The 26,931-nt window shown below is 70.5% G+C and carries 18 protein-coding genes; 12 read left to right on the top strand and 6 right to left on the bottom strand.

Going from position 1 to position 26,931, the window contains the following annotated elements:
• The first annotated feature begins 18 nt into the window (after nt 1-18).
• The 3 genes from AC6JA9_RS31395 (at nt 19) to AC6JA9_RS31385 (ending at nt 3,947) form a co-directional block, all read left to right on the top strand.
• Complete coding sequence (locus tag AC6JA9_RS31395) at nt 19-1,338, top strand: DUF418 domain-containing protein (RefSeq protein ID WP_223781912.1); 1,320 nt, start codon at nt 19-21, stop codon at nt 1,336-1,338.
• A 253-nt stretch (nt 1,339-1,591) separates the two neighbouring features.
• Nucleotides 1,592-2,941 (top strand): hypothetical protein, encoded by a 1,350-nt coding sequence (locus AC6JA9_RS31390; RefSeq protein ID WP_497958285.1) that lies wholly within the window; start codon nt 1,592-1,594, stop codon nt 2,939-2,941.
• A 37-nt stretch (nt 2,942-2,978) separates the two neighbouring features.
• Nucleotides 2,979-3,947 carry a hypothetical protein gene (locus AC6JA9_RS31385; RefSeq protein WP_223781914.1) on the top strand — a complete coding sequence of 323 codons (969 nt, stop codon included), beginning with the start codon at nt 2,979-2,981 and terminating at the stop codon, nt 3,945-3,947.
• Nucleotides 3,948-3,996: 49 nt separating this feature from the next.
• Here AC6JA9_RS31385 and AC6JA9_RS31380 read toward each other — a convergent pair whose 3' ends face one another.
• Entirely contained in the window at nt 3,997-4,623 is a 627-nt protein-coding gene (locus tag AC6JA9_RS31380; protein ID WP_046715388.1) for a LysE family translocator, read from the bottom strand.
• Nucleotides 4,624-4,978: 355 nt separating this feature from the next.
• On the opposite strand from AC6JA9_RS31380, the gene AC6JA9_RS31375 reads away from it, so the two are divergent.
• A complete protein-coding gene (locus AC6JA9_RS31375) occupies nt 4,979-5,380 on the top strand; it encodes a GFA family protein (RefSeq protein WP_426745448.1) in 402 nt (133 codons plus the stop codon).
• Nucleotides 5,381-5,432: 52 nt separating this feature from the next.
• On the opposite strand, the gene AC6JA9_RS31370 is transcribed toward AC6JA9_RS31375, so the two are convergent.
• Nucleotides 5,433-5,996 (bottom strand): nuclear transport factor 2 family protein, encoded by a 564-nt coding sequence (locus AC6JA9_RS31370; protein ID WP_426745449.1) that lies wholly within the window; start codon nt 5,994-5,996, stop codon nt 5,433-5,435.
• A 152-nt stretch (nt 5,997-6,148) separates the two neighbouring features.
• Here AC6JA9_RS31370 and AC6JA9_RS31365 point away from each other — a divergent pair, with 152 nt between their 5' ends.
• The 4 genes from AC6JA9_RS31365 (at nt 6,149) to AC6JA9_RS31350 (ending at nt 11,187) form a co-directional block, all read left to right on the top strand.
• The gene (locus tag AC6JA9_RS31365; RefSeq protein WP_223745306.1) at nt 6,149-7,090 is read left to right on the top strand and encodes a LysR family transcriptional regulator; all 942 of its coding nucleotides are present in this window, start codon (nt 6,149-6,151) and stop codon (nt 7,088-7,090) included.
• 321 nt (nt 7,091-7,411) lie between these two features.
• The gene (locus tag AC6JA9_RS31360; RefSeq protein ID WP_497958284.1) at nt 7,412-8,656 is read left to right on the top strand and encodes a M28 family metallopeptidase; all 1,245 of its coding nucleotides are present in this window, start codon (nt 7,412-7,414) and stop codon (nt 8,654-8,656) included.
• 479 nt (nt 8,657-9,135) lie between these two features.
• Nucleotides 9,136-9,696 carry a gamma-glutamylcyclotransferase gene (locus AC6JA9_RS31355; RefSeq protein WP_223781915.1) on the top strand — a complete coding sequence of 187 codons (561 nt, stop codon included), beginning with the start codon at nt 9,136-9,138 and terminating at the stop codon, nt 9,694-9,696.
• A gap of 120 nt (nt 9,697-9,816) precedes the next feature.
• Nucleotides 9,817-11,187, top strand: coding sequence for a DNA/RNA non-specific endonuclease (locus AC6JA9_RS31350; RefSeq protein ID WP_497958283.1), 1,371 nt, complete (start codon nt 9,817-9,819; stop codon nt 11,185-11,187).
• Nucleotides 11,188-11,202: 15 nt separating this feature from the next.
• On the opposite strand, the gene AC6JA9_RS31345 is transcribed toward AC6JA9_RS31350, so the two are convergent.
• Together AC6JA9_RS31345 and uvrA are read right to left on the bottom strand one after the other, a co-directional pair.
• The gene (locus AC6JA9_RS31345; protein ID WP_223745310.1) at nt 11,203-12,105 is read right to left on the bottom strand and encodes a glycoside hydrolase family protein; all 903 of its coding nucleotides are present in this window, start codon (nt 12,103-12,105) and stop codon (nt 11,203-11,205) included.
• 38 nt (nt 12,106-12,143) lie between these two features.
• On the bottom strand, nt 12,144-14,687 hold the full coding sequence (uvrA, locus tag AC6JA9_RS31340; protein WP_408889594.1) for an excinuclease ABC subunit UvrA: 2,544 nt from the start codon (nt 14,685-14,687) through the stop codon (nt 12,144-12,146).
• A 535-nt stretch (nt 14,688-15,222) separates the two neighbouring features.
• On the opposite strand from uvrA, the gene AC6JA9_RS31335 reads away from it, so the two are divergent.
• Nucleotides 15,223-16,119, top strand: a complete 897-nt coding sequence (locus AC6JA9_RS31335) for a transcriptional regulator (protein ID WP_408889595.1) — start codon at nt 15,223-15,225, stop codon at nt 16,117-16,119.
• Nucleotides 16,116-19,163, top strand: coding sequence for a protein kinase domain-containing protein (locus tag AC6JA9_RS31330; protein ID WP_408889596.1), 3,048 nt, complete (start codon nt 16,116-16,118; stop codon nt 19,161-19,163). Before AC6JA9_RS31335 ends, AC6JA9_RS31330 begins: the two co-directional genes overlap by 4 nt.
• A gap of 134 nt (nt 19,164-19,297) precedes the next feature.
• Here the strand turns inward: AC6JA9_RS31330 and AC6JA9_RS31325 are convergent, their stop codons facing one another.
• On the bottom strand, nt 19,298-22,366 hold the full coding sequence (locus tag AC6JA9_RS31325; RefSeq protein WP_408889597.1) for a DEAD/DEAH box helicase: 3,069 nt from the start codon (nt 22,364-22,366) through the stop codon (nt 19,298-19,300).
• Nucleotides 22,367-22,440: 74 nt separating this feature from the next.
• On the bottom strand, nt 22,441-24,276 hold the full coding sequence (locus AC6JA9_RS31320; protein ID WP_408889598.1) for a fibronectin type III domain-containing protein: 1,836 nt from the start codon (nt 24,274-24,276) through the stop codon (nt 22,441-22,443).
• 306 nt (nt 24,277-24,582) lie between these two features.
• Between AC6JA9_RS31320 and AC6JA9_RS31315 the strand changes: the two genes are divergently transcribed.
• Entirely contained in the window at nt 24,583-25,005 is a 423-nt protein-coding gene (locus tag AC6JA9_RS31315) for a YciI family protein (RefSeq protein WP_141322932.1), read from the top strand.
• Nucleotides 25,006-25,397: 392 nt separating this feature from the next.
• Entirely contained in the window at nt 25,398-26,912 is a 1,515-nt protein-coding gene (locus AC6JA9_RS31310; RefSeq protein WP_408889599.1) for an SDR family oxidoreductase, read from the top strand.
• Nucleotides 26,913-26,931 lie beyond the last annotated feature (19 nt).

Here is a 26,931-nt window from a genome sequence, read left to right as displayed (position 1 = left end):
CGGACATCTGCTTGAGCGATGTCCGAGCCCGTTGTCGTTTCCTCGCCGCCCTCCGCCGAGGCTCGCCCGGTGGACGTCGGTGAGCGCGTCACGCTGTTGGATGCCCTGCGAGGCTTTGCCCTCTGCGGTGTGTTCGTCTCCAACAGCGCGGCCTGGTTCAGTGGTCGGGTGTTGATGCCGCCCCAGGAGGCGCGAGCGCTGACGGCGCCGCTCTTCGAGACCGTCATCAACAACCTCTACCTGTTCTTCGTGAACCAGAAGTTCGTGACGCTGTTCTCGTTCCTCTTCGGCCTGGGCTTCAGCATCCAGATGTCCCGCGCGGAGAAGCGGGGCGACTCCATCACCCGGCTCTATGCCCGGCGCCTGCTGGTGCTCCTGGGCCTGGGGCTGTTCCATCAGTACGTCATCTGGGTGGGCGACATCCTGCACACCTACGCGCTGGTGGGCTTCCTGCTCCTGTTGTTCCGCAACGCCTCCAACAGGACGGTGCTCATCTGGGCCGTGCTGTGCATGGCGGTGATACCCAGCACCGTCCAGCTGCTCTCACACCACATCCCGATATGGCTCCACGGCGCGGAGGCCGCGAAGGCCGCGGCGACGGCCACGCGCGCGGCGGAGCTGGCGGCGCGCACGCGCCTGCTGGAGGCGTACTCGAGTGACTCGCTCTGGACGGCGATGCTCGGCGGCATGCGCTTCAACGTGGAGACCTTCCTTCAACCCAACCGCCTCGTCTGGATGAGCTTCGCGCTGGGCCGCTTCCTCTTCGGGCTGCTGGCGGGGCGGCTCTTGCTGCTCCAGGACATCGAGGGCAACCGGCCCGTGCACCACCGCCTGTTGTTCTGGGGGCTCTTCCTCGGCGTCATCGGCAATGGCCTGGGGCTGGTGCTCTGGCGGCTGCGCTCGCTGGGGTTGATGGACCAGATGAGCCGTGACACGTCGATCCTGCTCAACCAGGTGCAGGATCTCGGCTGCCTCTTCCTGGGCGCGGCCTACGTCGCCATCTTCGCGCTCCTGTCCCGGCGTGGCTGGGTCCAGCGCGTCTTCGCCGTGCTGATGCCCGTGGGCCGCATGGCGCTCACGAACTACCTGATGCAGTCGGTCGTCAGTGTCTTCATCTACAACGGCTGGGGATTGGGGCTCATCACGAAGCTGCCGCCGTCACGCGTCATCTTCCTGTCGCTCGGCATCTTCGCGCTCCAGATTGTCCTCAGCCACCTGTGGCTCTCGCGCTTCCGCTTCGGACCGGTGGAGTGGCTGTGGCGCTCGCTCACGTATGGCCGTGCCCAGCCCCTCCGGCTGCAAGCGGGCAAGGGGGAGGTGGGGACAGCGGTGTCGTGAACCGCTAGCGTGGGCCCACAAACGGGGAGGTCGTGCCATGACGCTGAAGACACGAAGCGTGGTGCTGATGGGGTCCGCCGTGGGGCTCGTCGCTTGTGGAGGCCCGGGGACGGAGGCCCCGCCCCCGCCAGCCGAGACAGCGGGAGTCGTCACCTCCGCCGTGGTGCCACCGTGCACGGGAACCAACGCCTGGACGACGCTGGGGCATGATGCCCGCCGCTCCTCCACCTCCGACGGCTGTGCGTGGCATCCCTTGCGCAAGCTCTGGGAGTACGCACCGACCGCCGGCGTGGGGCGCACGGTGCAGGGCGTCGAGCGCGTGGTGGCGAACACCGGCGGCGTCTACCTGACGTGGAACTCCAATCCCAACTACGTCGGCTCCGGCGGCAGCCCCGCGCTGGACAAGCTCGCCGTGGACACCGGCGCCAACGTGTGGAGCGTGGACCGCCAGCTCAATGACAACCGGGGCCACTGGCCGACGATGTTCACCTACGAGAAGAACGTGGGCGGCGGTGTCTTCGAGGCGAAGGAGGGCATCGTCCGCAACGACGACGGCATCCGGACCTGGAGCCAGCAGTTCGGCGCCAACTACTACTCCGGAGGCACCATCCCCTATGCCGAGTACGAGCAGGCACCCAACGACAGCTGGGGCCAGTCGCTGTCGGACGGCACGCGCCTGTGGGTCTACAACCAGCTCCACTACCACGGCCCCAAGCTGGGCCTGCGCTCCTTCGACAAGCGCGGCAACCTGCTCCTGGAGCTGAACACCTACGGCTACTACGGCGGCACGCGCGTCTTCCCGCAGCACCAGTGGGACACGGCCGAGGACCGGCTGGGCTCCATCGCCGCGGACGGCGGCTTCATCTACCTGGCCGCCCTCTACAACTTCCAGTGCTCCACCAACTGCTCCGCCACCGAGCCCCGTCCCTTCGCCACGGGCCTGTATGGCTGGGATGTCGCCACGGGCACGGCGCGCTGGCCCCGCGTGGCGCTGGAGCCCGCAAGCCACATCAGCGTGTCGGGCAATCGCATCTATCTGCTGGAGCGGGACCCGGCCACCGGCACCGTGACGTTCAACATCCGCAACGCGGGCTACAACGGCGCCAGCCTCTTCCGCTCCGCGCCGCTCCCCGCCTCGCACCTCACCGGCTTCCAGGCGCCGGTGCTCGTGGCCGGACGGGCCATCTTCGCGGCGCAGGAGACCTCCGGCTCCAACCTGGGCACCGTCCTGTACTCCTTCGACGCGCTCTCCGGCGGCGCGCCCCTGACGACCACGCTGACGGGGGTGTATGACGTCGTCGTCCCGTTCTACGGGCGAGACCTGCTGGATTTTTCCACCACGCCCTTCGCGGGCAGGCGCAGTACGAGCATCGCGGCGGCGTCGGGGACGAAGGACGACTCGGGCGTGAGCATCCCCACGCTGGTCATCACCTCGCGCACCGGGCTGCATGTCGTCGCCGTCTCCACGTTGTCGACGTTGTGGAGCGCCACCAAGCTGTCGCTGGTGGGCACGTCGGACGGCGGCGCGCTGCGGGACCCGGTCATCGTGAAGGACCGTGTCTACGTGGTGGACCGGAACAAGGTATACGCGTTGGGGCTATAGCCGAGGCGCTGACGCCCAGGCTGGAGTGAGAGGAAGCATGATGCGAGGGTGGCTGTTGCTGGGGCTCTGTGTCTCCACGCAGGCGTGGGCGCAGGACTATCGGGCGTGCAAGGAGCTGTTCGTGTCCCCGCTGGCGGCGAAGGTCGAGTCGACCAACGCCAGCGGCTCCGCGTGGGACGAAGGCTCCTCGGCGGACCCGGAGCTGACCGCGATGGCGGTCGACGTGGAGGGCGCCTCGCCCGTCGTCATCGGCCCGAAGCAGGAGGACGCCAGCGTCCTCCTGTGGAACAGCCTCTTCCTGGAGGAGACGCGCTCGGGGGCCTGGCTCCCGGTGGGCGTGGGCGGCTCACTGCACCTGCTGCTCACCGACTCGGACGAGGGGCCCTCGGACTTCATCGGGGCCTTCTCCGTCACCGTCCCCGAGTCCCTGGCGCAGACGGGCACCGCGTTCATCCTCACCTCGTCCACGGGCACGCAGCAGATGCCGCTGACGCTGCGAGTCTCCGCGACGGATGGCAAGCGCACCTGCGCGGGCCTGGAGAAGGCCGGGCCCGTGCGCTACGAGCTGCCCGCGCCCATGTTCACCGCGCGGGTGGACAACGGCCTCTTCGAGAAGATTCGGGGCGCGCAGCGCTGCAAGGCCGGGAGCACCCAGCGCGAGTGCAAGCCGGAGAGCTACGACGTGCTCTACACGCCGGAGCTCCTGAAGGACACCTGGGTGACGCTCGTGTCCGGAGGCCCCTTCGCTGGTACCCCGGGGAAGTTCTTCGCGATGGCGTTCGGCATCGAGCCCGCGCGCCGTCAAGTGGCCTACGTGGGCCGCTGCGACGCGGTGAAGAAGGCCCCCGCGCTGGGGGAGACCCTGGCGTGCGTCCTGGGCAACAAGGCCACGCTCATCAGCATCGAGAAGGGCAAGCCCAAGACGCGCGCGGCCAACGCGCGGGAGCTGGAGGCGCTGAAGGAGCCGCCCGCGGACGCGCCCGCCGAGTCGACGCCGTCGCCCTGAGAGGACGTCCGGCACGGCGCCCCGGGTCCGAGGGCGCCGTGCGTGGGCCTCAGGCCGGCGGACGCATCGTGATGAGCACCACGCCGATGCCGATGAGCGCCAGGCCCGACAGCCGCTCCCGCCAGACCTGGGCGCGCGGTGAGCTGGAGACGCGGCCTCCGGCGACGCCCAGCCAGGCGTACCCGGCCAGCACCGGCACCTCCACCACGATGCAGGAGACGCCGTACACGGTGAACTGCAGCCCCGCGTGAGGGCCCGGCTGGACGAACTGCGGCAGCAGCGAGCCGAAGAACAGGATGGACTTGGGGTTGGCGAGCTGCTTGGCGAAGCCCTGCACGAAGGCGCCCTGCCACAGGGGCGGCTTGGGGCGCTCGGCCAGCGTGAGGCTCTGCTTCGCGGCCCACAACGTGCTCACGCCCAGATAGACGAGGTAGGCGGCGCCCGCGTAGCGGATGGCGTTGAAGGCGATTCGCGAGGTGGCCAGCGCGGCGCCCAGGCCCGCCACGGAGACGAGGAAGTACACGGCGTTGCCGGCCTGGATGCCCAGCGTCGCGCTCATCCCCGCCCGGAAGCCCCGCGACATCGCTTGCGAGACCACCAGCAAGACGGCGGGTCCCGGAGTGATGGCGAAGAGCGCCATCGTCAGCGTGAAGGTGGCCCAGAGCGTGAGGTCCATGAGGTCGGGTGCGCGCGGCCGGAGAGTAGCTCCGGACTGTCCGTGCCGGGGCACGGACGCGGTGGGGTGGGCGCGCATGACGAGCGCTCGGGCGCCCGGTCCTCCGTCGGATGTCGGACGTGCCGCCCCGGGCCTCGTCGACGGTATGCGACGCTCGCGCGGCGGGTCGTTGGCGTGACGACGTCCCGGATGTCGCCCTCGTGGAGGAGGGCGCGGTCGGGCGAAATCCGGCCGTGGCCCGGGCGCCGTCTCGTGCTCTGCTTCTCCGGAACGGAAAAGCCCCCACGAGAGGGGGCTGGCGGCGGGGCTCTCGGGAGGGAGGGGCTCGTGGCTGGGGCCATGAGGAGCGTCACTCGTGAAGAAGACGTACGTCGGCGGCTGTCACTGTGGAGCGGTCCGGTACGAAGCGGATGTCGACCTGAGCCAGGGCACCTACAAGTGCAACTGCTCCATCTGCACCAAGGCGCGGCTGTGGCAATCCGTCATCGGCCCCGAGGACTTCCGGCTCCTGGCCGGTGAGTCCGCGCTCACCGAGTACCAGTCCCGCACCAGGCAGCTCCATCACCTGTTCTGCAAGCACTGCGGCGTGCACGCGTTCGGCTGGGGCGACGACACGGAGCTGGGCAAGTACTACACCATCAAGGTCAACTGCCTGGACGACGTGGACGTGGACGAGCTGATGCGCTCGCCCATCACCTACGTCAACGGACGCGACGACGACTTCACGAAGCCCCCGGCCGAGGTCCGTCACCTCTGAGCCGAGCCCGTCGCCCAGCCTCAGAGCGCCACGCGCGGTGTCGCCGCGGCGCTCATCGCGCATCTCCCGTGGGGGTGCCGAGCTCCTCTTCGTAGCGGAACTCGAAGGTCCTCCGGGCGAAGCGCCACTGGCCGTCCTGCTTCACGAGCTGGTCGGAGTAGGTGCCCACCACCCGCAGGTCCTTGCCCGTCTGCCTGACGCGGAGGACCTCGTCCAGGGTGGAGCGCGCGGTGGCCCGCTCGGGGCCCTGCACGTGGACGACGATGGGCGTGACGCTCATGACGCGCAGCTCGACGCGCGCGGTATTGCCCGTCATGCCCTCTCGGATGGCGTTGCGTCCCTCGAACGTCCAGCCCATGGGCGGCGCGGCCTTCACCTCCCAGACCGCGTCCTCGGTGAAGAGCGACTCCATGGTCTGCCAGTCCTGATGGTTGGCCGCGTCCGCGAAGCGCTCGATGAGCGAGCGCACCGCGAGGTGCTCGACGGGATACGCCTCGACGTTCGATGTGCTCGGAGACGTGGACCGGGAAGCCAAGGGGCCGCCCGTCGTCGAGCCCGCGCAGCCGAGCAGGGTGACGAGGAGCGCCGCGAGTGACGTGCGCAGGTGACGATTCATGGTGTCCATCCATCCTTCGGGTCGGTGTTCCTCCCGGCGCGCGAGCCAGACCCGGACCTCGCGGCGGGGTGTTCCGTCACGCGAAGATGCGAGCTGGCTTCGATTCAGTCGAACGCGTTGTTCCGGAGGCAGTGTTAAGGCAGGCTGAATCGATGCCGAGCCCGCTCGTGGAGACACGTCACCTCTTGTTGCTCGCCGCGATCGAGGAGCTGGGCAGCCTCAACGCCGCCGCACGCAAGCTCCACCTGTCTGCCTCCGCGTTGAGCCAGCAACTGCGGGAGCTGGAGGACCGGCTCGGGGGGCCGCTGTTCCATCGTCAGTGGCGACGGCTGGAGCCGACCTCCGCGGGCAGGCGTCTCACCGAGGCCGCGCGCTCGGTGCTGAGCGAGCTCGTCCGGGCCGAGGCGGAGACGCGGGAGCTGTTGAGCGGCGCCAGCGGCACGCTCCGGGTGGCGACCGCGTGTCTGCAGTCCTACCGTTGGCTGCCGGAGCTCCTGCGCGGCTTCTCCCGGGACTGGCCCGGGCTGGAGGTCACCATCGTCGCCGAGGCGGGGGAGGCGCCCACCGAGTGGTTGCTGTCGCGCAGGCTCGACGTCGCGCTCGTGGCCGGTGAGGCCCGGCCCGGTCCCCGCATCCAGGTGGAGCCGCTCTTCCGGGACGAGCTGGTCGCCGTGGTGGGCCGGGAGCATGCGTGGGCCACCTCGCGTCGCAAGGAGGTGGAGGTCCGGGCCCTCGCGGAGGAGCACGTCTGGGTCGACGCGGGCGCGCTCGCGGCGCACACGCCGCTGGGCCGGGCGCTCGCGAAGGCGGGCAACCTCTCGCCACGCAAGGCGACGCTCATCCCCATGACGGGGGGCGTGGCACTGGAGATGGTCCGCGCCAACCTGGGCGTCACCGTGCTGCCCCGGTGGGCCGTGACGCCGTGGCTCGCCGAGGGCGGGCTGCACGCCGTGCGCGTCGGCCCTCGGGGCCTCTGGCTGGACTGGGCGGTGGCGACCCGGGCAGGGGAGCGGGAGCCGGCGCTGAGCGCCTTCGTGGACGCCCTGCGCGCCCACCACCCTGGCCCTCGGGGCCCGGTGATCCGCCGCCGCTGAAACATGTGTTGATACAACCCACTGAAATCACGGTGAAGTGAGGTCTCCTCGCAACCTGGAGGCACACTGTGGCGATAATCCCGAAGCGCGCCATTCACGCTCTCCATCGGGATCCCCCAAACCATGGCCTCGAAGATCAGCGACACGCCTCGTCCCCTGCCCACCGCGTCGTCGCGAGCCCCGGCCGCGAAGGCCCCTCCGCCGCCCGAGAACAAGGCGAAGGCGCCCGACTTGAGCTGGAACAAGGACCGCTTCGAGACCGGCTCCACCCAGCCGCTGCCCCGCCTCCCCGCGCCGCAACTACCGCAGCTTCCCGCGCCGGTGCCCCAGCCGCTCCCGCAGCTGCCCGCTCCCGTGCCCCCGCCTCCGTGCCAGGGCCCGGTGGAGCCCACGCCGGAGACGCCCACCGAGCCCGCGCCGAATGTCGCGGACTCGGACCCGATGACGCACATCGCGTACCTGGCCTCGGACGAGCTGCAGGGGCGTGACAGCCCGTCGCCCGGGCTCGACGCGGCGTCGGCCTACGTGCAGGCCCACGTCGAGAAGTACGGCCTCGTCGGCCCCAACGTGAACAGCCCCGAGAACCCGTACCAGCAGCGCTTCGACGTGTACTCGTTCCTGGGCAACCCGGGCGAGAACCACGTGCACGGCGGCGAGGGGCACAAGGCGCACAAGGAGTTCGGCCACAAGCTCTTCGAGGAGGGCTTCTACCTGGAGGAGGGCATGCCCCAGGAGACGCTGGCCATGCTCAACAAGAAGTACGAGAGCGCGATGAAGGCCGAGGGCCAGCCGCTCGCGCCGGCGCGCGACGGCGGCCTGCGCAGTGTCGAGGAGCTGCGCTCGCTGGCGACGGAGTCCGGGCAGGCGGTCAACACCATGGCGCTCCTGCCGGGCTCGGGGCCCCACAAGGACGAGGTCATCGTGGTGATGGCCCACCTGGACCACGTGGGTACGGATCGTCGGGGCAACGTCCACAACGGCGCGGACGACAACGCGTCCGGCAGCGCGGTGTTGATGGCGGCGGTGCCGGAGCTGGCCGAGGCCGCCAAGCGCGGCGAGCTGGACCGCTCCGTGCTCTTCATCTGGACGGGCGCGGAGGAGAAGGGCCTGGTCGGCTCGCAGTACTTCGTGGACCACCCGATTCCGGGCCTGGGCACCGAGCAGATCACCGGCGTCATCAACGTGGACATGGTGGGCCGCTGGGATGACCAGCGCCTGTCCGTCGTCGACACGGACCGTCGCGGGCAGGCGAACTACTTCCGTGACGTGGTGGAGCAGGCCAACGCGCAGCTGCCGGACCCGTTCGACCGCATCAACCGCGACATCAACATGTACCGGGACCGTCAGGACGGCGCCGTCTTCGGCCGCAAGGGCGAGGACGTGCTCTTCCTCTTCGAGGGCCTGTCCAATCCGAAGGGCGGCGGCGACCTCATCCCCGAGTACCACGAGCCCGAGGACGACATCGACCTCATCCTCCGCGACAACGGTGGCGAGAAGCCCCGTCGCGTGAAGGACCTGATGGTCAACGTCATCGAGCTCGCCGCGAACCGCACGACCGAGGAGTAGCCCTCCTTGCCTCGTCCCGGAGGGCGTCGTCGCTGACGCCCTCCGCCCGGTAGTGCGCTCGCCCAGTGGTGCTCCGGAATGCGTCGTCGCTGACGCCCTCCGCACGGTGGCGCACTCGCCCAGTGGTGCTCCGGAAGGCGTCGTCGCTGACGCCCTCCGCCCGGTAGTGCGCTCGCCAGTGGTGCTCCGGAAGGCGTCGTCGCTGACGCCCTCGCCCGGTCGCGCGCTCGCCAGTGGTGCTCCGGAAGGCGTCGTCGCTGACGCCCTCGCCCGGTGGCGCGCTCGCCAGGTGTAGCCCCGGAAGGCGTCGTCGCTGAGGCCCTCCGCCCGGTCGTGCGCTCGCCCGGTGTTGCGCCGGAATGCGTCGTCGCTGCGGGCCCACGACCCTGGCGCTCACCCCACCAGGCTTCGCGCCCGACGCCCCGGCCCACACCCACGGGGGCTTGTCCCGGGGCCTCGCCCCGTCGAGACTCGACACCATGCCCGCCGCCACGCCCTCGCCGCGCTCCTGGTTCGCCTACTCCGTCGACCTGTCCCCGGTGACGGCGCGTGAGCGCCTGCCGGGGTTGCCGGTCCTGCCCGCGCTGCCGGACGGAGAGCTGGCCGAGGCCCTGGACGTGGACGTCGTCTACGACGTGCCCTCGCTGGCCTGGGGCGGCAAGGTGGCCCGGCTGGTGGATGCCCCGGGCAAGAAGCTCCCCGGCGTGCTGCGCCGGCTCTCCCCGGAGGCGTGGGACGCGGTGAGCCGGCTGGAATCGGTGATCGCCGAGGCCTCCACCTCCCGCCCCGTCAAGGTGCGCACCGCCACCGGCGCGCTGCTCTCCGCCCACGCCTTCACGCCCCCGCCCAGGGCCACCCCTTCCCCCCAGGGCCCCATCAGCGAGGCCTTCCTCGTCACGCTGGCCCTGGCCGCCGAGCGCGCGGGGCTCGCCGCCGACTACGTCGAGCGCCTCCAGGCCGAGGCGCAGATCGTCGGCACGCTCCAGCAGGCGAAGGCGGACGCACGGACCGTCCAGGCGTCCCAGGGCAAGAAGCCGTAGTCACGACTTCGTGACAGAAATGTGGGGCCATGACGCAACCGGGCACCCCGTCGGGCCGACGATAGAGAGGCCGGGCCTCACTCCGCGCCAGCCCCTGGTCGGCCCAAGGAAGTCACCGCCATGACGACGCTGCGACCCACTTCTCGTGCCAGCACCCCGTCGCCCTCGGTGTCCACCGAGTCCGCGCCCGTCAATGGCCTCAAGCCCCAGGACACCAGCGCCTGGGCTCGCTCCAGCGCCCGTGAGGTCTCCATCACCGAGCTGCAGACCAGGTTCGGCTGGACGGACCAGAGCTGGGAGGCGGGCCTGCTGAAGGCGGCGGACCAGGCGGGCACCAAGACGCGCGGAGGCAACGGCAAGGTCTCCGCGGCTGAAATCCAGGCCTACCTCACCGCCCCCACCGACGGCCGCTACCTCACCTCCACCGCGCTCCAGCAGGGCCGCGCCGCGCTCGACGCGAAGCTCACCGAGGCCGGTGGCTCCGTGAAGGTGGATGCCTTCGACGCGAAGTGGCAGGACGGGCTCGCCAAGCGCGCCGACCTGCTGGGCGGCAACGGCGACGGCAAGGTCAGCCAGGAAGAGCTCGCGGCCTACATCCAGAAGTCCAAGGCCAACCAGGTGGACGGCACGAAGTGGGTGCCCGACCAGCAGATGGCCGCCTTCCAGAGCCGCGTCGCGGAGGCCGCCGGTGAGGTGGACCCGCTGCGTCCCAAGGGAGGCGCGGGCAAGGGCCTGGAGATGGTGAAGCAGTACTCGCGGCTGATGCTGGACGAGGGCAAGAACCTGCCCACCTTCGTCAGCCACATGCTCTCCGCCGCGGACATCCACGAGACGCCCGTGGAGGTGAACCGCAACAAGAGCACCTTCGTGAGAGACCCGTCGCTGCCGCTCACGGGCATCACCGACTCCGACTACAACAACACCGGCTTCGACCGTGGGCACATGAAGCCCGCGGAGGATTCGCCCACGCAGGAGGCGATGAACGAAAGCCACCAGATGACCAACATCGCGCCCCAGTACGGCAACCACAACCAGCAGGTGTGGCGCACGCTGGAGAAGGCCATCCACGGCCTGGTGGAAGAGACGGGCGGCAAGGCCTACATCGTGACGGGCAACCTGTTCCTGGACGACAAGGGCAAGCCCCTGCCGAAGGACCAGGTGGAGACCATGGGCGCGAAGGACCGGAAGATCGCCGTCCCCACGCACAACTTCAAGACGGTGCTGCTGGAGCTGCCCAACGGCAACCTGACGATGTTCGCGTACATGGTGCCGAACCTGAAGGACGGCCCCTCGAAGAAGGAAGCCATCGTCCCGCTGCTGGAGGACGCGCGCGTGCCGGTGGACCGCATCGAGCAACTGCTCGGTCAGGACCTGTACGCCCAGCTCCCCAAGGGCATCCAGAACCAGCTGGAGAAGGACTCGAAGGCCCCCGGCGCGTTCCAGCTCGAGGGCAGCCAGTACGAGTCCATGACGCTGCTGACGCAGCGCTGAGCCTCCAGCACCCGCTCACTGCGCGGGCAGCGAGAGGTAGTGCTGGCCCAGCTCGTTGAGCACGCCGTTGGGGCCCAGCAGGCTCGCGAAGCAGGGGTCGTTCGTCCAGCGGCCGGTGAACCATGCGTAGCGGAACACGTCCGCGCGCCGCTCGCACACGGCGACCATCTCCGTCATCTGCGCCTTCTGCTTCGCCACGGAGTCGATCTGCGCGCCGTCCCGCTGCTGGTGGCAGTTGGCGAACTCGGTGACCCAGAACGGCTTGCCGTACTTCGTCAGCCGGTTGAGCTGCCCGTCGAGCCCGTAGTCGTACCAGTGGAACGCCAGGTAATCGATGCGGGGCTCCCGGTTGCCGTTCTCCGCGCGATACGCGGCGTAGAAGGCATCCAGCCACACCACCGGGTCCGAGTAGCCGGCGAGCGTCCCCCAGTTCATCCCCGGGCCCACCAGCTTCACGCCGGTGTTGGCGGCGACGCTCTCGTAGCGGGGCCACAGCCGCGCCGCGGCCTGCGGCGACATGTTGGCCTGGTCCGTCAGGTTGGGCTCGTTGAGCAGGAGCAGGTACTGGATGTGGGGATTGGCGCGCAGCATCTGCTCGATGCGCGCGGCGTCGAAGTTCCCGTTCCACAGCATGGGGATGAAGTCCATCCCGTAGCGGGTGCGGAAGTCGGTGGGGACGTTGGCGTGCGGCTGAGGGCTCCAGTTGTACCACCAGCTCACGCCCGGGGAGACCGCGGCCAGGTCCTCGGGCGTGGCCAGGTCGAAGGCGAGGCCTCGCTTGACGCTCTTGGTGAGCGGCGGCTGCTGTGTGCCCGCGTCCGTCTCCGTGGAGGGCCGGCCCGGCTTGACGGGGTCGGCCGGGTCGCAGCCCAGCAGCAGGACGAACGCGATGCAGAACGGCGCGAGCCAGCGTCTCATGAACCGTCACCTCCGCCCGTCAGGGCGCTTGGGGACGGTCATCCTAGTGTGAGGAACGGCGCCGTGCGGCTCGTCGATGAACGGGCGAGCTTCGCGGGAGGGCCCGCCGCGACGATGCTCCCACCCTCGTCTCCCGCCCCCGGCCCCATGTCGATGACCCAGTCACTGGCGGAGACGACGCGCATGTCGTGCTCCACCAGGATGACGGTGTTGCCCGCGTCGACCAGGCCCTCCAGCTGCGTCATCAGCTTGTCCACGTCCGCCGGGTGCAGGCCCGTGGTGGGCTCGTCCAGGACGTAGAGCGTGTGCCCTCGCTGCGGCCGCTGCAGCTCGGTGGCCAGCTTGATGCGCTGGGCCTCTCCTCCGGACAGCTCCGTGGCTGGCTGTCCCAGGCGCAGGTACCCCAGGCCCACCTCGCGCAGCACGCCGAGCGCGCGGGCCACGTGGGGCTCCTCGGTGAAGAAGGCGTGCGCCGCGTCCACCGTCATGCCCAGCACCTCGGCGATGTTCTTGCCGCGGTAGCGGATCTCCAAGGTCTTCGCGTTGTAGCGGGCGCCATGGCAGGTGGGGCAGGGCGCATAGACGCTGGGCAGGAACAACAGCTCCACGCTCACGAAGCCCTCGCCCTCGCACGTCTCGCAGCGGCCCTTGGCCACGTTGAAGGAGAAGCGGCCCGCGTCGTACTTGCGCGAGCGCGCGGCGGGCGTGGCGGCGAAGAGCTTGCGGACGTGGTCGAACAGGCCGGTGTACGTGGCCAGGTTGGAGCGCGGCGTGCGGCCGATGGGCTTCTGGTCCACGCGCACCATCCGGTGCAGCCCCTCCATCCCCTCGACGATGCGGCCGCCCGTGGTCTTCACCTCGGAGCGCTCCAGGGGCTCGCCCTCCTCGTCCTCCTCGGGCGGCGCGTGGCCCAGGTGCGTGGCGACCAGCTCCACCAGCACCTGGCTCACCAGGCTCGACTTGCCGGAGCCGGAGATGCCCGTCACGGTGGTGAAGACACCCAGCGGGAAGTCGACGTCCAGCCCGTGCAGGTTGTTGCGCGACACGTCCTTCAGCCGCAGCCAGCCCTTGGGGGCGCGGGGCGCGTGCGTGCGCGTGGTCTGCTCGCCGAAGATGTAGCGCCGCGTCTGGGAGGACTCCACCTCCTGGAGCCCGTCCAGCGGGCCGCTGTAGAGGATTTCGCCGCCCTTCTCGCCAGCGGCGGGGCCCACGTCCACCACCCAGTCCGCGTGGCGGATGACGTCCACCTCGTGCTCCACCACGAACAGCGAGTTGCCCGAGCCCTTCAGCGAGTCCAATGCGCGCAGCAGGGCCTGGGTGTCCGCCGGATGCAGGCCCGCGGAGGGCTCGTCCAGCACGTAGACCACGCCGAACAGGTTGGAGCGCACCTGGGTGGCCAGCCGCAGCCGCTGGAGCTCACCGGGTGAGAGCGTGGGGGTGGCGCGCTCCAGCGACAGGTAGCCCAGCCCCAGCTCCATCAGGACGTGCAGGCGCTCCACCAGGTCCTTCGCGATGCGCTCGGTGACGAGCGCCTTCTCGGGGTGCTCGCGCGTGAGCTTCTTCAGGCCCTGGGCGGTGCCGTCGGAGAAGGGGCGCAGGAGCGCGTCGACGCGCTTGAGCGGCAGGCGGGACAGCTCGCCGTAGTCCAGGCCCGCGAAGGTGACGGACAGGGACTCGGGACGCAGCCGCTTGCCGTGGCAGACGCGGCACTCGCCGCTCTCCATGTACTGGGACACGCGCTTCTTGATGAGCGGGCTCTGCGTCGTGGCGAAGGCCTGGAGCACGTAGCGCCGCGCGCTGCTGAAGGTCCCCATGTAGCTGGGGGGCGACTTGCGCTTGAGGGCCTGGCGTGTCTCGGCTGGGGTGAAGCCCGCGTAGACGGGGACGGTGGGCTGCTCGTCCGTGAAGAGGATCCAGTCGCGGTCCTTCTTGGGGAGCTCGCGCCAGGGGCGGTCCACGTCGTAGCCGAGCGTCACCAGGATGTCGCGCAGGTTCTGCCCGTGCCACGCGGGAGGCCAGCCGGCGATGGCCCGCTCGCGGATGGTGAGCGAGTCGTCGGGGACGAGCGAGCGCTCCGTGACTTCGTACACGCGGCCCAGGCCATGGCAGTTCGGACAGGCGCCCGCGGGCGTGTTGGGCGAGAACGCGTCCGAGTCCAGGTGGGGTTGGCCCGCCGGGTACGTGCCGGCGCGCGAGTACAGGAGGCGCAGCGAGTTCGACAGGGTCGTCACGCTGCCCACGGACGAGCGCGTCGTCGGCGCTCCCCGGTGTTGCTGGAGGGCCACCGCGGGAGGGAGGCCCTCGATGGCGTCCACTTCCGGGATGCCCGCCTGGTCGATGAGCCTGCGGGCGTACGGGGCCACGGACTCGAAGTAGCGTCGCTGGGCTTCCGCGTAGAGCGTGCCGAAGGCGAGCGAGGACTTGCCCGAGCCGGAGACGCCGGTGAAGACCACCAGGGCGTCGCGTGGCATCTCCACGTCCACGTTCTTGAGGTTGTGCTCCCGGGCGCCACGGACGCGGACGAAGCCTGTCGGGCGGTCGCTGGGCGTGCCTGCATGGGAGGGACGGCGGGGTCGGCTCATGAAGTGGGCTCCTGCCGGGGGTCCTACCGAATCTGATGTCGGGAGGGAGCAACGAACAGCGGGGGAGCGACGAAGCCTCGTGAGATGGCCCCGGCTGCGTGAGGCTCACCGGAGACGGCGGCCCTGCGAGCGGGTTGTCAGACGGGGCGGTCCAGGTGGGCCACACCTCAGGCGGTGCATGAGGCCCGTTGGACGGGTGCCCCCGAGGGGGCACCAGACGGAGGCGAAGACCCGAGTGGTGGCTCGGAGCGAAGCATCTCCTGAGGTGTTGCTCGTGGGGACTCACGTCTGGGGCCCGGCTCGCCTTCCTGCCGTCTTCGGAGTCGCGAGACGCTTCTCCTGGAGTGTGGGTCGTTTCATCCGTGGGACGCGAGCGGGGCTCAGCCCCGCGGAGAAAGACGCCACGTTCGAAGGCCCTGGGCCTCCGTGGTATTTTTCGGTGGCGTGGACCCCGGTTCATCCTTCGTGCGCGAGGTCTGAATGCGCGAGGCCCTGGCTCCGTCGACTTGCGGCTTTGATGACAGGAGTGCTTGGGATGCATGGGGCTGACTCCGAGCCGTTCGAGGTGGTGTTGCGGTCCGCGGGCGAGTCGTCCGCCACACGGCTTCGCGAAGCTCCAGGCGCCCGGGAGGCCGTGGCGCGCGCTGTCTCCGAGGCCGCGGCCCTCGGTGACGCCGCGCCCGAGTCACGCGCTTTCGCAAGCCATCTCGGTGCGCAGCTCGCGCGCGCCTCGGACCCGAGGCTCACGCTGGAGCGGCTGCACAGCCGGGACCTCGCGCTCGCGCTCGCGTGCGCGGAGGGCGTGCCCGCGGCCCGTGCGCTGCTGGAGCAGGAGGTCTTCCGCGAGCTGCACGTCCCCTTGTCGCGCATCCATCCCTCGCCCATGTTCGTGGATGAGGTGCTTCAGGTGCTGCGCGCCAACCTCCTGATGCCTCGCCCGGATGCGCCTTCGCGGCTGCTCGGCTACGCGGGCTCGGGACCGTTGCTGCACTGGGTGAGCATCTCCGCGGTGCGCCTCGCGCTGCGGATGCGCAAGGCGCTCGGAGACGAATCGCTGGTCGATGCCGAGGTGCTCGCCGCGCATCCCGCGCCTGGAGGCCTGGAGCTGGGCTTCGTCCGCGAGGAGGCCCGAGGGCACGTGCGCGCGGCCTTCGTCCGGGCGGTGGCGTCGCTGGATGACGAGGACCGCGAGCTGCTGCGCCTGCACTTCGTCGAGCGGTTGTCCCTCGAGCGAATGGGCGCGTTGTTCGGCCTGCACAAGTCCACGCTCTCCCGCCGGCTCTCCGCGGTGCAGTCCCTGTTGGAGAAGCGCACGCGACGCGCGCTCACCGAGCGCCTGTCGCTGCCCGGGCCGGAGGTGGACAGCCTGATGCGCGCCATCCAAGGCCGGTTGGATTTGAGCCTCTCGGGCCTGCTGGAGGCGAGGCCGTGAGCTGTCCCGACGAGAACACGCTCTCCGATTACGCGAGGGGTGAGCTGGACCCCGAGCGCACGACGCGCGTCCGCGAGCATGTCGCGGGGTGCTCGGAGTGTCGGAGCGTGCTCGCCGCGCTGAGTGGCCTGCAGACGCCTGCCCCATGGGTCGGAACGGGCGCGCGCGTGGGGCGCTACGTGGTGCTGGGGCTCCTGGGGGAGGGCGGCATGGGCCGCGTCCATGCGGCCTACGACCCGGAGCTGGACCGCAAGGTCGCGCTCAAGCTGCTGAACCTCACGAGGCTCGGGGAGGGCTCTCTCGGGCAGGCACGTCAGCGACTGGAGCGCGAGGCCCGCACGATGGCCCGGCTGTCGCACCCCCACGTGGCCCACCTGCACGACGTCGGTGAGTTCCAGGGGCAGCTCTTCCTGGTGATGGAGCTGGTCGAGGGCGGCACGCTGCGCCAGTGGCTCGCGGGGAAGACGCGCACGCGCCGGGAGATTCTCGAGCGCTTCGTCCAGGCCGCCGATGGGCTCGCGGCCACGCATGCGCTGGGCATCACCCACCGCGACTTCAAGCCCGACAACGTCCTGCTCACGCGTGACGCGCAGGTGCGCATCACCGACTTCGGTCTGTCCAACGCGGCGGCGCAGGAGTCCTCTCGGGCGGAAGGCCCCGCCGTCACCGGCGGCGAGGCGCTCACCCTCACGGGCGTGTTCCTGGGGACCCCCGGGTATGCCTCGCCGGAGCAGCTCCGCGGCGAGCGCGGGGATGCGCGCTCGGACCAGTTCTCCTTCTGCGTCGCGCTCTATGAGGCGCTCAACGGACAGCGCCCCTTCGAGGGCAACACGCGCGACGAGCTGCTGGCGTCCATGCGGCGCATGGAGGTGCGTCCCGAGAAACGCGGGCTGCCCTCGTGGCTCGTGGCCGTGGTCCGACGAGGGCTCTCGGTGGACCCGGCGCGACGCTTCGAGTCCATGGAGGTCCTCCGCGCACACCTCTCGCGCGAGGTCGGCGCCTGGAAGCGCAGCGCCGCCGTGGCCGTGCTCGCGGGTGGAGTGGTGGGCCTGGGGTTCCTCGTGTTGGGGCCGTCCTCGAAGGACTCCAGCGAGGTCTGTCATGGCAGCGAGCGGCACCTCGTGGGCGTCTGGGACGTGCCCGTGCGCGAGTCGGTGCATCAGGCCTTCCTTCGGACGGGGGACGTCTCGGCGGAGGCCTCGTTCCAGGCCGTGGCCTCTTCGCTGGACCGGTGGACCCGCGACTGGACACACGCGCATCAATCCGCGTGCGAGGCGACGCGGGTCTTCGGCGAGCAGTCGGAGGCGGCGCTGGGATTGCGGATGACGTGTCTGGACCAGCGCCTGGACGAGCTGTCGCGCTTGACGGTGGCGCTCCAGGGCGCGGACGCGCGGACGGTGGAGCGAGGCTTCGGACTCGGGACGTCGCTTGGCGGCGTGGTCCACTGCGCGGACGTGCGCACGTTGCAGGAGGCGGTCTCCCTTCCGCAGGACCCGAAGGCTCGCGCGGAGGTGGACGCGGTACGTGTGGAGCTGGCGCGCGCGAACGCGGAGCTGCTCGCGGGCCACACGCCCGAGGCGCTCAAGATTGCACTGCCTGCGCGGGAGCGCGCGCTCGCGACGCGTCACCGGCCGCTCGAAGCGGAGGCACATCAACTCTGTGCGTTCCTGCAGGAGGACGCGGGGGCGTTCGACGAGGCCCGGAAGTCCCTGGCCCAGGGCTCGCTGGCGGCCGAGGCGGGGCGACACCTGGGCGTGCTCGGGCGGGTGCTCAAGTCCCAGGCGTGGTTGCACGGGTACAGCCTGGGGCGCACGCAAGAGGCCTGGCCCTACTTCCATCGCGCGAGGGCCGTGGCGGAGTCCCTGAGGGACGCCGAACTGGATGCGCTGCTGGACCACGTGCAGGCGGAGCTGCTGGAGCAGGAGGGGCGCTTCGCGGAGGCCGAGCCGCTGCTGCGCGCCTCGCTGGAGGCCGCCAGCGCGAAGGGGCGGACGCATGCGCACGCGGAGCTGAGCGGAAGGCTGGGCATGCTCGCCCGGAAGCAGGGGCGCTTCATGGAGGCGAGGCACTGGCAACAGGAGTCGGTGCGGCTCCACGAGGCGTACTTCGGACCGACGCACCGGGACACCGGACGTGCCCTGGTGAACCTGGGCGGGACGCTGGCGATGCTGGGGGAGCTGTCCCAGGCGGAGGTCGTCCTCCACCGCGCGCTCGACATCCTCCGTCACACGTTGGGGGATGCGAACCTCTCGGTGGCCCGGGCCTGGTCGAACCTGGCGCTCGTCCATTTCGAATGGGGGCACGGCGCCCAGGCACGCGAGGCCGCGGAGGAGAGCTGGTCGGTGGCGCAGAAGAGCGTGGCCGCCGACAGCCCGGTGTTGATGGGCCTGGCGTCGAACCGGCTCGGGGTCCTGGGCGAGCAGGGCGAGCGCGCGCGGGAGCTCACCCACGCGCGAGGCGTCCTGGCGCACCGGGAGCGGGTCTACGGTGCCGCTCATCCGGAGGTGGCCCTGGACCTCCACGAGGTGGGCCGGCTGCTGCGGCTGTTGGGGCGCCAGGAGGAAGCGCGAGGTGTCCATGCGCGAGGTGTCGCGCTCCAGCAGCCGCTCGTCGCGAAGGGCGAGGTGGACGCAACGGGGCTGCGAGCCCTCGCGGACGCGCTCCTCTTCCTGGGGCAGGTGGACGAGGCGAAGCGTCACGTGGAGCAGGCACTCGTGGGCATGGAGAAGGACCTGGGGCCTTCGTCATCCGAGCGCATCGAGGCGCTGCTCCTCCTGGGAGACGTCCAGCTCGCGCGAGGCCAGCCCGCGGAGGCACTCCCTCCGCTGCGCACGGCGCTGGCCTCGCTCACGCAGCGCCAGGTGGTCTCCGCGCGAGTGCCCAGGGTGCGTCGTCGCCTGGCGCGGGCGCTGCGGCTGACGGGAGCGACTGAGGAGGGCTGCGAGCAGGCGAGGCGCGCGTGGGAGGAGCTGGGCGCCTGGAGCAAGGCCTACGCCCTGGAGACGCGCGAGGCGCGGGCCGAACTGGGACTCTGTCGAGAGTAGCGGTCGCGCTCCCAAGAACCGGTCGCACCGCCAGGTCGAGTCCCATGGTGCGGTCGACCGCCTTCGTGAGCGACGCGGCAGATTCTTCCGCGCCAGTGCGTCGCGAGCCTCGAACGGAGCCGAGGCCCACCACCTCAGTCGAGCAGCTGCATCAGGTCCGCGCGGGTGATGGCGGCGCCGCCACCGGAGGCGCCTCCCAGCGCGGACTCGAAGAGCGCGCGCTTCTTGTCCTGGAGCGTGAGGATCTTCTCCTCCACCGTCCCCTGGGACACCAGCCGGTACACCATGACGGGTCGCTGCTGGCCGATGCGATGCGCGCGGTCCGCGGCCTGGTTCTCCACGGAGGGGTTCCACCACGGGTCCACCAGGAACACGTGGTCCGCCGCCGTGAGGTTCAAGCCCGTGGCGCCCGCCTTGAGGGAGATGAGCATCACCGGCGGGCCCTTCGGGTCCTGGAAGGCCTCCGCCACCGCGCCTCGGTTGGACGTGCCGCCGTCCAGGCGGATGAAGCCGATGTCCGCCTCCCGCAGCGCCGGCTCGATGAGGTCCAGCATCGACGTCCACTGCGAGAAGACGAGCGCCTTGTGCCCGTCCTCCACCGCCGTGGCGAGCGCCTCCACCAGCGCCTGGACCTTCGACGACGACTTCGCGTGCTGACCCGGGACGAGCGCCGGATGGCACGCGGCCTGCCGCAAGCGCAGCAGCGCCTCCAGCGCCTTGAGCACGCTGCCGCCGGCCTCCAGCTGCGACACCACCTCTTCCCGAGTGGCCGAGTACACCGCGTCATAGACGGCGCGCTCGTGCTCGCTCAGGGTGACGTGGCGGACGGACTCGGTGCGCGGCGGCAGCTCCGGCGCCACGTCCCGCTTGAGCCTGCGCAGCACGAAGGGCCGGATGCGCGCGCGAAGCCGCTCGGCCGCGCCCTTGAGGTTGTCCGAGACGGGCCGCGCCCAGCGCTCCTCGAAGTCCTTGCGCCCCCCGAGCAGGCCCCGGTTGGTGAAGTGCATCAGGCTCCACAGCTCCTCGAGCCGGTTCTCGATGGGCGTGCCGCTGAGCGCGAGCCGGAAGTTCGACTCCAGCTCGTACGCCGCGCGCGCCACCTGGCTGTCGGGGTTCTTGATGGCCTGCGCCTCGTCGAGCACCACCATGTCCCACGTCTTCGCGCCCAGCACCTCCGCGTCCAGCCGCAGCAGCGCATACGTGGTGAGCGTCACGTCGGCCGTCTCGTCCAGGGAGCGGCCGGGGCCGTGGTACACGGACACCTTCAGCGACGGCCGGAAGCGCCGCACCTCCGCGTGCCAGTTGGGCAGCACGCTGGTGGGCGCCACGACGAGCGTGCCCTTCCCGATCATGCAGAGGGTCTGCAGCGTCTTGCCCAGACCCATGTCGTCCGCGAGCACGCCGCCCAGTCCCGCCTGCCGCAGGAAGGTGAGCCAGCTCACGCCGTGCAATTGGTACGGGCGCAGCTTCGCGGTGAGGTCCTGGGGAAGGTGGGGCTCGGGCAGCTTCTCGAAGCCCTTCACCAGCGGCGCCAGCTTCTCCAGGCCGGGCGGGGGCGGGTGCTCCAGCGCCTCGCACAGGTCCGTGAGCTGGGGGATGGCGTGGTTGGCGATGCGGCCATTCGAGTCGCGCGCCGCCAGCAGGTCCGTCACGCGCTGCCCATGCGACTTCAGCCACTGGGTGGGCAGGGGCGCCCAGCCTCCGCCCTCCAGCGGCACCAGGCCCAGGCCCTCTTCGTAGGCCTTCATCACCGCGGCCGCGTCCACCATGCGCGGCGCGTCCGGGCCCGCGCCCTCCACCTCGAAGTTGAACGAGACGCCGACGCTCGGCGCGCCCACCTCCGTGGTGCCCGTCTGCACGCCGAGCACGGGCTTGAGCTTCACGTCCGGGCTGACGAAGCGCGCCGCGTCGCCGGTGAGCCCGCCGCGCCAGCGCCGCAGCTTGTCGGCGAGCTGCACGGCCTCCTTGCCCTGCACCGCCACGCGCCGGCCGGGGACCATGTTCAACTCGTCGCGCAGGCCGTGGATGAGCTTCTGCTCGGCGCCCTCGTCGCGCACGGGCACCGCGCCGCTCAGGTACACCATGCGCCCGTTGTCGATGCGCACCGTGGGCGGCGAGCCGTACACGAGCGTGGGCAACACGGAGAGCCCGCCCTCGAGCGGGTCCAGCTCCAGGGAGATGCGCGGCTTGAGCGTGCGGTCGATGGCCGGCAGCCGCTTGCTCTTCACGTCCACCGGCAGGCGCCTGGCCAGCTCCGGCAGCACCTTGCCGGTGAGCTCGCCCATCTGGTCCGGCGAGAAGGCGCGCTCCTGCGGCAGCTTCTCCAGCCGCGAACCGGAGAGGGACTGCTCGCCGAGCCGGAACAGCACGCCGCCGCCCACCGCGATGCCGGGGCTGATGACCTCGGTGACGCGCGGGTCCCTGTCCACCTTCATCACGGTCTGCTCGCCCCGGTCCTCCACCGTGACGCGGGGCAGGAGCAGCTCGCTGGAGACGGACATCAACATCCCGTCGAAGAGGATGGTGCGCGCGGGCTCCAGCGCTCGCAGCAGCGCATCCAGTCGCTCCGGCGGGAGCGCGCCGCGCGTGGGCCTGGCGAGCAGCGCGTCCACCACGCGGTCGCACGGCTCCACCTGGATGCGCGCGGCCTCCACGGGGTTCGTCAGCAGCGAGGACAGGCTGCGCGCCAGCAGCCGCGCGGTGTTGTCCGGACGGACCACCAGCCGCTCCAGCTGGAGGCCCCCGTCCACGCGCTTGAAGCGGTACACCAGCCGCTCCGGCTTGGCCGTCGCTCCAGGCCGCGCACCGGGCGCTGGGGCCGTCGTGGGACGAGCGGGCGCGGCGGGCGCCGAGGGCCGCGCGGACGCCATGGGCCGCGCGGGCGCGGCGGGACGTGCGGGAGCCGCGGGACGGGGCGGAGCGCCCTTCTGCGCGGCGTGGTGGAGGAAGAGGGCGGCGGCGACCACGTGCTCGCACGGGTCATGCTTCCCCCGGCAGTCGCACTCCCAGATTTCGTCCTCGGGATAGAGGACCGTCGTCACGGGGGCGGGGCGGCCGGTGGCGCGCACGCGCAGCACCGTCTCCTCCTCGCCGACGGACTGCACCGAGACGGCGCCGGCGCGGGCCAGGCCCATGCCGGCGGACCAGGTCTCCGGGCGCGCTTCCTCCTGGATGGTTTCGAGCAGGTCGGCGGTCGCGGACATACGGGGACCGCCTCCCTAGCGCCGCGGCGGACCCGGCGCAATCCTCGCCTGCGCCGGGTCCGTGGGAGACGGGCCTACGGGTAGGTGTCCAGGTACGCGCGGTGGCTGTTGGAGAACTCGAAGTTCGTGAACTGGTCCCAGTTGATGGACCAGGTCATCAGGCCCTTGAAGCCGGGGTAGCCCGCGGGGTTTCGTAGCACGTAGGTGCCGCCGAAGGACTGGCCCTTGAGCAGGTAGTCGAGCGCCTTGTGCACGTTGGCCGGCGTGGTGTACCCGCCGCCCGCCGCCTGCGGTGACGACGGCAGGCCGATGAGCACCTGGTCCGCGCGCAGCCCCGGGAACATCGCGCTGGTGTTGCCGCCCACGGGGAAGCCCTGAATCATCATCTCCGCCATGGCCACGTGGAAGTCCGGCGTGCTCTGCGCGTAGGCCCGGCCGTCGAGCGCCATGACGGTGCCGGTGTTGTAGTGCTGCACGTGCAGGTACGTCAGCCTGTCCCTCAGCGCGTGGATGACGGGCAGGTACGCGCCCCAGGGGCCGCCGTACGCGGACATGCCGCCCTGCACGTAGGCCGTCTCGGGCGCCATGGTGAGGATGAAGCCCGTGCCGTTCTGGTTGAGCAGCTGGCGCGTGGCCTGGATGATGTTGACGATGCGCGGCGTCGTCGGGTTGCGGAAGTCGGTGTCCCCGCCGTTGAGCGACAGCGAGCTGCCCTCCAGGTCCAGGTCCAATCCGTCGAAGCCGTACGTGGTGATGAGGTTCTGCATCGTGGTGACGAAGTTCTGCCGCGCGGTGGCGTCGTCCAGGTGCACCGTGCCGTTCGCCCCGCCGATGGAGATGAGCACCTTGCGGCCCTGGCTCTTGAGCAGCGCGATGTCCGCCTTGAAGTCCGCGACGCTCGAGTTGTACGGCGTGAAGGCCATGTTGCCGGAGCCCGCGCCGCCCACGGGCTCGGCGAAGGCGACCTGGATGACGTTGAACTTCGCGGAGATGTCGCGAAGGCGGATGTTCGTCGAGCCGTTGTCGAAGTTGTGCCAGTAGCCCACGATGAGCTTGTTGCCCGTGGGCTGCGTGCCCGTCGTCGTCGCGGACACGCTGTTGCTCGCCGCCGAGCGGTTGCCCGCCGCGTCGCGCGCCTTCGCGGTGAAGGTGTAGGTCGTGTTCGCGTTGAGGCCAGTCACCGTGACGCTGGTGGCGCCCGTGGTGGTGGCCGAGGCGCTGCCGCCGCCGTTGACGAAGACTTCGTAGCCGGTGACGGCCACGTTGTCCGTGGACGCGCTCCAGCTCAGCGACACGCTGCTGTTGCTCACGCCCGTGGAGCGCAGGCTGCCGGGCGTGGACGGCGGCACGGTGTCGACCGGGGGCCGCGGAGAGGTCGTCACGCTGTGCGCGCTGCTCGCGGCCGAGCGGTTGCCCGCGGCGTCCCGGGCCTTCACGGTGAAGGTGTACGTGGTGTTCTCCGAGAGGCCCGTCACCGTGACGCTGGTGGCGCCCGACGTGGTGGCCGACGCGGCCGTGCCTCCGTTGGTGAAGACCTCGTAGCCGGTGACGCCCACGTTGTCCGTGGACGCGCCCCAGGACAGCGACACGCTCTCATGGGTCTTCGCCGTGGACGTGAGCGAAGGTGGGGCCGAGGGCGCCTGGGTGTCCGGCGGTGGATTCCCCGTACGCTCCAGCCAGAGGGCGGGAACGTTCGGCGGCTCCCAGCCGACGAGCGACGTGTGGGACTGCCGGCAGTCGTAGCCCTTGCCGGAATAGGAGACGATGTCGCCCACCGTGTACGGCGTGTTGGGCGCCCATGCGCCCCGGTCCGCCGCCAGCACGTGCGCGGGGAGCAGGAGGCACAGCAGGGTGGTGAGGGCCACGAAGGCGGTGAGGCCCGCCCGGTGGAGGAGACCTGGAAGCTGCATGGCATCTGCCTTTCAGCTGGGGGAAGAGGCGCCCGGAGGCACCCCCTGGCAGAGAGAGGCGGCTCCCATTTTTCGGGTCAAACCTCGATTCCGGCTTCCGGCGACCCTCGCGCCGCCCCGCCCGCGCGGACGCCCATTTCCGTCCCTATTTTCGGAAGAAGGTCCTAAGAGGCGAGTCATTCCAGGGGGTTGGCGGCGGTCCTCAAAATAAATCGAGGCCGTGTCGATCTCCCGCGCGCCGGTTCGACGAAGCAATGAAGCCGGAGAACAACCGGCGCGGAACCTCGGAACGACAAGGAGCACGCAATGCGATTCATGGTGATTGTGAAGGCGGACAAGAACTCGGAAGCCGGAGTGATGCCGGACGAGAAGCTGATGACCGAGATGGGGAAGTACAACGAGGAGCTGGTGAAGGCCGGGGTGCTGCTCGCCGGCGAGGGGCTCCACCCCAGCTCGAAGGGCGTGCGCGTTCGCTTCAACGGCACCTCGCGCACGGTGATTGACGGGCCCTTCGCGGAGACGAAGGAGCTGGTGGCCGGCTTCTGGCTCTTCCAGGTGAAGTCCAAGGAGGAGGCCATCGAGTGGGTGAAGCGCTGCCCGAACCCGATGCTGGGCGAGTCCGAGATCGAAATCCGCCAGGTCTTCGAGATGGAGGACTTCGGCGAGGCGATGACGCCGGAGCTGCGGGCCCAGGAAGAGCGGTTGCGTGAGGCGACCGCCAAGAATTGAGCGCCTCGCCCCACCACCACACCCCAAGGCACGGGGCCCCGGGAACCTCGCGGGCCCGTGCAAGTCTTTTTGTCGCCCGTACGGCCATTCGACGATGGCTGTGTTTCAGTGTGTCTGGATTGTCCATGAGGCCATGTATGGCCATGGACGAGCGAACGCTCGCTTGAGAGCGCATGCGTGGGTTCACCCGCATGCCCCTCGTGGGCGCGGCCCGCATTGCGGGAAGAAACCCGGGCAGCGTCAATTCATTCCCATGCACGGACACCACGAACGTCCGTTCATGGTTGTCATTGTTTCACGCTCCGTGGGTCCGGACACGCAATGTCAGACCCCTCATGCACAACGCACGTGTCTCATTCATCCATGCGTTGTCAGAATCGTGAGGGTTCAGCATGTCTCCGTCATCCCCGCAGGGCATTCCTTCTTCCGCTCAGGTCCTGGAGCGGATTCGTCAGTGCGCGGCGTCCGTCACGCGGTATCCGCTCGACATCCTCACGGCGGAGGCCTCGCTCGAGGACGAGCTGGGCATCGACTCGGTGAAGCTCGCGGAGATCGCCGCCGTCGTGGCGCGCGAGTTCAACCTCTCCGCGGACCGGCTGCCCAGGGGCGCGAAGGCGCGCACGCTCGGGGCCATCGCGGAGGGCGTCGCCTCGTTGCTCGCGGAGTCCGCGCCCGTCGTGGCGCCTCCCGTCGCAGCGGAGGCGACGCCCAGGGCGTCGGTCGCGGCTCGCGTCCAGGCGGCCGCCACGCCGCGGCCCGTGGAGGGCGCGTCGGTGGACCTGGAGTCGAAGGTCCGCGCCGTGTTCGCGCGGGTGACGCGCTATCCGGAGGAGCTGCTGACGCTCGACGCCGACCTGGAGGACGAGCTGGGCATCGACTCCGTCAAGCAGGCGGAGGTGGTGGCCGTGCTCATCAAGGAGCTCGGCTGGGAGGTGGCGCCCAAGCCGTCCCAGCGCCTGCGCACCCTCTCCGCCATCTGCGAGGCCATCCGCTCCCAGCAGGGCGCGGCGACGGTGACGAGCCCTCCCGTGGAGCAGGCGCCCGTGCGGGTCGCACCGCCGTCCAGGCGCCAGCCGCCGCTGCCGTTCGAGGGCAAGGTCGCGCTCGTCACGGGCTCGGGGAAGGGCATCGGCAAGGTCATCGCCATGCGCCTGGCCAGCGCGGGGGCCACGGTGGTGGTCAACTCGTTCCACTCGCGGGACGACGGGGAGCGGACCGCGCAGGAGATCCTCGCGGCGGGCGGCAAGGCGCTGCACCTGTGGGGCTCCGTCGCGCACGAGGAGCACCTGGAGCGGCTGTTCTCCGCCATCGGCGAGCGGCTCGGCGGGCTGGACTTCCTGGTGTGCAACGCGTCCAACGGGCTCATCGGTCCGTTCGACCGGATTGCGCCCCGGGACTGGGACAAGGCGTTCCGCACCTGCGTCACCGGGACGTACGAGTGCGCCATGCGGGCCCGCCCGCTGATGGCGCGGCGCGGGGGCGGGGCCATCGTCACGATGTCGACGTCCATGTCCCAGCGGTACATGCACGACCTGGGGTGCCAGGGCGTGGTGAAGGCCGCGGTCGAGTCGCTCACCCGGTATCTGGCGGCGGAGCTGGCCCCCGAGGGCATCCGCACCAACTGCGTGTCCGCGGGCCCGGTGCACGGCGAGCTGCTGGGGATGTTCCCGGATGCGCCCGGGCGGGTGGCGCGCTGGGAGGCCGCGACGCCGGGAGGACAGCTCTGCACCGCGGACGACGTGGCGGACGTGACGGAGCTCTTGCTGGGCTCCAGGACGCAGCGGGTGAACGGCGCGGTCTGGGTCGTGGACGGTGGGCTCTCCGGAACGGTGGATGGCCTGCTGCCCTCGAGGCCCTCGCGAACCCACGGACACGATGACCGGGCACAGCTCGCCCTGGATGCCTGAACCCTTTCGCTCGGGAGAC

It is taken from the genome of Myxococcus sp. MH1 (assembly GCF_059738865.1).
Note: the sequence above shows the minus strand (reverse complement) of the source record. Positions and strands in the feature narration are given on the sequence as shown.